Here is a 6,115-nt window from a genome sequence, read left to right as displayed (position 1 = left end):
AAACACAGCCAGCTAAATTTTGTCTCACCAGGGCAACGTCATGCACTGCAAGATGGCGCTATTTTAGCGAAGCGCAAGAAAGTGCTTGAGGCGGCGAAGGAAAGAAAACCGATGCGTTGGTCTACAGAGATCAGAAATTGTGAAGCGGTTGGCGCTGTAACACTCAACCCAGATAAGGCACCAGAAGAAGGCGTAATAAATGCAGCTTAATATTTAAACAAAGAGTGACAACTATCTTGAAAAACACCGGAGCCTCAAAATAGAAGTTTCAGAACGTTATCAGGACGCCATATCTGGAGAGAAACACCTGTTTTTCTTTATCAACGATGGCGCAATAGAAGAAGTGACGCCTAAAACCATGACCGCTCATTTTGATAGTGTACTTCCCTTACCTTTGAATTGGCATCGGCATTATGTGAGATCATTACTCGTTGACGAAAATGTACCTCCAGAGCTAATAGCAGCTTGGATGGGGCATGCCGAACTAAATGAGCCTGCATTTACACGGTTTTGCTCGTATTCAATCAATGAGTTAAAGATAATCAGTAACACAATTAACACAAAACTAGTTTCTGTTGATTGTAAGGAGATTACATTTGTCTAAGGACGCGACGGAGATTGGTGTAGAAAAACGGCTACAACAACGAAAACGCCATCAACTTAAAGTAGTAAAAAAAGCGGAACAGCTCATAGATAAACATTTCCCGAATGAAGCTAGTTTTCCTGCCTCACAAGATTTTAATACTCGTTGGCTTCAATTGGTAGAAGACATAGAACATGCGTATAACTCAAACTCGGATCTAAAACGAGCCTTTAATCACTGTGTCGGCGTTTTCAACAAGAGAGCAGAGTCTCTCGGTGTCGACTTAGACATACCGTCTTTCATTGTTACGCAAAAGGCTGAAAAAACGATATACAATCAAGACTTTATGCAAGAAGGGGCTGCATTCCATCAGCTATATAGCAATTGGTTTGACAAGCTATCGCAACATGGGCACAGCACTAATATATCAGATGCTTACCGCTCCATTATTATCTCATTTATTTGTTACTCAGGTTGCCTTAATCACCACTTAGTAAAAGCAATATCAGCGCAATTAAATACCCAGTTAGATATTTCAACTGTCAATAATTTACCTTTTATATCACTGGAAATTGATGAACATGGCTACCATACAAATATCGTAAAATACGGCAAAAAGACAACCGAGTTCACTTGGTATTTATCCCCACTGACTATTAGCTGTATCGAGCATTTTTTAACACTCAAACGAACCCCGACAAATGCTAATTGGCAAGCGCCCATAGACAATAAAACGATTCATGCTTTAATCACTAATGACTATATCGGCAATGTGCCTTTGCCTAATAGTCTTGAGAAATTAGTAAAATCAGCTATCACGGTTATTCCATTTCTTCCAAACATGAGAATATCTCAAGCAATGCTTGAGTATTCAATGGGCAGAAACATCGCGTATAGCTTACCTAAAGCGAATTTAGCTAGATTAGTTACAAGCCCCATTAAAGTACATCCTAGTCTTAATTTTTATAGCGCTCTGAGGAAAGCTTCACCAACAAAAATAAAGCTTGCTAAACCGACTTTTCCATCATCAAAGTTCTTTTCAGCATTATCCAAAGAACTAAAAGAAAGCAACAACAAGAAGCTGACATCAGACTCGTTGGCAAAAAAATTACAAAAGCTTGTAAGTGACAGTCAACTGTCGACGGCCCAAGAAGTACTAATCGAATGGTTTATACATAAGCTCGACACATGTAAGCCTTCGACAATACGTACCTATCATTCTACCCTATCGAGAAAATGGCTTTATCAAACTGAGTCAATAAATTTAAACGAGGGCGATGAACAAGATTTTCAAGATCTCTACACTGAATTGATTGAACTAACTAATGACCAGAAGGCCAAAACTCAACTAGCAGCTCGATTGAGTGACTTTCACGCCTTTGCCGTTCAACAATTTGGCTTCCCTTTGCTACTTGAACCGATAAAAAAAGGCTCGAAATATAAAAACCATACTAGTGCTGGTTTTATTGATGAAACCCTATTTAAAGCGCTATTAAAAACCGCTGATAAAATAGCAGATTTAGACTTCAATAATAAGCTGGTCATAAAAAGTATATTGATAATTGCTTATCGATGCGGCTTACGCATTAGTGAGATCACTAAACTTAGACTAATAGATATAGAAAACTCACAAGAGGGCTGGCTAAAAATAAGAGAAAATAAATTTGAGAATAACAAAACCCCGTCTTCTCGCCGCAAAGTACCACTATACATTTTACTGCTTGAACATGAAAAAAAGATTATTACAACGTTCTTAAATCTGACCAGACAAGAAAACATCAATGCTGCAGAAACTCGTTTAGCCTTTACCATTGGACAAGATAACAGCAAGCCAATAGATAAATTTCTGATCTCAAATTTCACATCAACAACCCTCAGACAGCTGTCAGGACTTGACCATTTGGTATTTCATCACTTAAGGCATAGTGCAATATCTAGAGTACAGTTAATTTTTGAACTAGGTGATGACAGTGTTAATTATTCAGAAATTGTTCCCTATTCACTAAAGCAAATCAACAAGATAACCGACACAATAGCAGGTAAAAACCTACGAAATAAATATTATGCGATTGCCGCATTTGATGGACATTCATCCCCAGCAACATGCTTCAGTAACTACTTCCACTTTTGCGATTTAGTACTTTATTCCAACTTACTTAAAATGAAGCTAAAGGTAACGCAAAAGCAGTTACTGAATTTAGCCCTTGGTTCTCGCAGAAATCTAAGTCATTTGGCAAAATTAAATAAAACAGATGCCAGCTGGAGTATAGCGACCTTTCTTGGCTACACTGTGAAAAAATTAAAGTTCAAACCAATTAAGACGTCAAAGCTCAAAAATACAATAGCAATTCAACCGGAGTCAGATCCTAAACCCATTATAAATATCGACACTTGTTACAGAATCTTAAAGCAAATGGATCTTGGTATTGATCCGATTGAACTAGCTTTCAAATACCATATTGAATCGGGCCTTATCGATAAATGGCATATTAATGCTACCGCGCTAATGGCAATAAAGACTCATTATAACACTCCTAGATTACAATCTAAGCGCAGCTCTCAATCGCTTCTCCCCTCACAACCAAGCTCTTCATCTGAGTTAAAATGGCTTGACTCCATTATCACAAAAGTTAGACAGCAGTACCCACATACTCCCCAAGCAATCCAGTGGGCGCTAGCATATGCACTCAACAACAAAAGCAATAGCAAGTCAGGGATATACTTTTCAAAACCTGAAGATTTAGAACGCTTTATCACGACATTTTCATTTGCAATACCTAAAAGTAAATGGCGAGTGCAAACACTATCAATTAACCACTCTATCCTGAAAGAGCATTGGAGAGACGCTTACAAAGGTATTCAGGCGCTCAGATCAAAGCCATCTTCACATAAAGGCCGCACAGGTAATGGTGCAGTGTGGTTAGAGCTAAGACATTCAGACGAAAAAGAGATCATTGGCCGCCGCAAGCAGAAAAAATACTCGTCTAACGCGCTAATGTTTCTCTTTCATATGATGGGAATAATGATGATGAACAACAAATAAGGCTTAGCTCTGCTAGTTCACCGCTGGCACATTACATGCTCAACTAGGTTCTTGAGAAAAAGAGCTATTGAGCGGTTGTTTTATACTCGACTAGAACGCGATTACACTTTTATGCGCGTAAAAATGAAAAATTCAGCACTTTTATGCGCATAAAAGTGTGAAGTAGGTTATAGTATAGGCGGTTAACAATCTTAATTGCCAGGAAACTACAATGCAGCGCAACTTACTCAACGCTCTAGTAGCATGGAAAAAACAACCTGTGCGCAAGCCACTATTGATTGATGGGGCTAGGCAAACGGGTAAAACCTATCTGCTGCAAGAGTTGTTTGGCAACACCTTTGCCAACATCCTGCGTATCGACTTTCTTGAAAATCCCGCCTACAAAGAAGCGTTCGATGGCTCACTGTCACCTGATGAGCTATTAATGAACATTGAGCTGTTGACCAATCAGGCGTTCAACCCAGAAACCGATCTACTGATATTAGATGAAATTGGCGAATGTGAACGTGCAGTTACTTCGCTTAAGTATTTTGCCGAAAAAGCACCGTCCTATTTTGTCGCAGCCAGCGGATCGAATATTGGTTTGCTCAACACCTTCCCCGTGGGTAAGGTAGAACAATACAATTTGCGACCACTGACCTTCCAAGAATTTATTTACGCATCAAACGAGCAAGCACTGATCAAAGCATTTGATAGTCAAGCAAGCACATCGGCAGTGCACGCGAAATTGATGGATAAACTAACAGACTACTTTTTTACCGGTGGTATGCCAGAAGCCGTTTCAGCTTGGTATCGGTTTAAAGATTCAAGCATTTTAGAGCGTGTTGAAAAAGTCACTAAAATTCATGCTGATTTAGTTGAAGGTTATCGCCGCGATTTTGGTAAGTACGCGGGCAAGGTCGATGCCACACTGATTGAATCTGTGTTTAATAGTATTCCAGCGCAGTTATCAATTGTCAGTGATGAATCCGTTAAGCGCTTTAAATTTAAACATGTGTATGAGCGTAAATCTCGTTATAGCGATTTTGAAACCGCGATCCATTGGCTTAACTGTTGCCGCTTAGCCTTGCCAAACTACCCTATTGAAGGATTGCCGAAATCACCTCTGGCGGCCTATAAAAAAGAAAATATGGTTAAACTGTTTATGTTTGATGTTGGCCTGCTCAATCATATGCTAGGCAGTAGTTATAAAGAGATTAAGCAACAAAACTACGAATACAAAGGCTATGTGGCTGAAAACTTTGTGCAACAAGAGCTCACAGCCATTGGCGTTGACCCAAGCTATTCATGGAATGACGCACGCGCTGAAATCGAATTTATTTTGGCAACCGATGAAGGAGATATCATCCCTGTTGAAGTTAAAAGTGGCAAACGTACACGGGCAAAATCGCTGGCATCCTACATTGAAAAATGCGCACCAAGTAAAACCTTTAAGTTAACTGGCACACAAGGCTCATCAGCGTTAGAACAAACCAATATCGTGATGCCTTTGTATTTCACACAGTATTTACCACAGAGATGGTAGAAAAACGTTAACTAGAATCCCGATGTCTACACAAAGTTACTTTATAGGTGACAATCTGTAGACCTTGATGCCTGCCATTCGACACTCAGGCTTATCAGTCGTGGATGCAATAACATCCATATTGAGCTGACCTAGTCAAATGAATTCGGTCACCCTAGTTAAGCTCGTTAAGGCACTTCTAATTAAGACAGACGATCATGGCTAGGCAATAATGCACCTAGATGCCGTCCATGATCTTTACTTTCGAACCTCATAAAATTGTACATCCGCCCAACTCAAAATAGAGACGACTAAAATACTTAGTGTCACACTCGAAGCGTCCATTGTGACACTAAGTAATAAAACTTATTAGGCAACAGTAAAAACCAGCGGTACAGTTACCTGATGATTAAACTGTCCAAAGCATTCATCACCACCTCAAACTCTTGTTCAGTGCCGTTGATAAGCACGTCTAGCGGCTTTTTACCATAAAATGGAGGGTTGCTGTTTTTCATATTCATGAAGCCATAAACATTATCAGGATTGCTAAAATAGCATTTCAGGCTTGTGTGAATATTCAGAATATAACTCAGCCTAATAATCTGAGCTTCACTCAAACCTTTTGCCTCATAACATCGAGTAGAGTCATAGTTTGGCATTAACAGTAACTTGGCGACGTCTTGCGAAGCACAACCCCATTTATCTAGTATGGTTAGGACCGTTTTCAGACCAACATGGCGTTGTTGCCTAAATCAATCTTAGGAATGCCTTTTCCTAAAAGGGTTCCTGGTATTAATTGACCCTCTGGCGAATAGGCATACCCAGTCCTATGACTTTGTTCATCACTTTCACACCAGCCAGTGCCTCGCCGACTTGGCCGTTGTAGTCCCGCAGGCTCAATTTCGGGCTAATCAGTTGCTTGTAACGATACATAGCTGTTTCTGACAGGGAGCGTTGGTGATAGTCATTCTCTTGTTTCCATTGT

At 39.8% G+C, this 6,115-nt stretch carries 3 protein-coding genes and 2 pseudogenes; 3 read left to right on the top strand and 2 right to left on the bottom strand.

Annotated features, from left to right (window positions below):
- The 3 genes and pseudogenes from L5M18_RS22555 to L5M18_RS22545 all read left to right on the top strand — a co-directional run.
- Nucleotides 1-210 (top strand): annotated as a pseudogene (locus L5M18_RS22555) (IS3 family transposase); the annotation flags it as partial.
- Between the two features lie 386 nt (nt 211-596).
- Nucleotides 597-3,626 carry a site-specific integrase gene (locus L5M18_RS22550; RefSeq protein WP_263198671.1) on the top strand — a complete coding sequence of 1,010 codons (3,030 nt, stop codon included), beginning with the start codon at nt 597-599 and terminating at the stop codon, nt 3,624-3,626.
- 211 nt (nt 3,627-3,837) lie between these two features.
- On the top strand, nt 3,838-5,151 hold the full coding sequence (locus tag L5M18_RS22545; RefSeq protein WP_263198670.1) for an ATP-binding protein: 1,314 nt from the start codon (nt 3,838-3,840) through the stop codon (nt 5,149-5,151).
- Nucleotides 5,152-5,528: 377 nt separating this feature from the next.
- Here L5M18_RS22545 and L5M18_RS22540 read toward each other — a convergent pair whose 3' ends face one another.
- Both L5M18_RS22540 and L5M18_RS22535 read right to left on the bottom strand, forming a co-directional pair.
- A complete protein-coding gene (locus tag L5M18_RS22540) occupies nt 5,529-5,747 on the bottom strand; it encodes an MbcA/ParS/Xre antitoxin family protein (protein WP_263198669.1) in 219 nt (72 codons plus the stop codon).
- Nucleotides 5,748-5,922: 175 nt separating this feature from the next.
- A pseudogene (locus tag L5M18_RS22535) lies at nt 5,923-6,115 on the bottom strand (IS5/IS1182 family transposase); the annotation flags it as partial.

This window comes from Shewanella sp. SM20, from assembly GCF_025654545.1.
Lineage (GTDB): Bacteria > Pseudomonadota > Gammaproteobacteria > Enterobacterales > Shewanellaceae > Shewanella > Shewanella oncorhynchi.
Note: the sequence above shows the minus strand (reverse complement) of the source record. Positions and strands in the feature narration are given on the sequence as shown.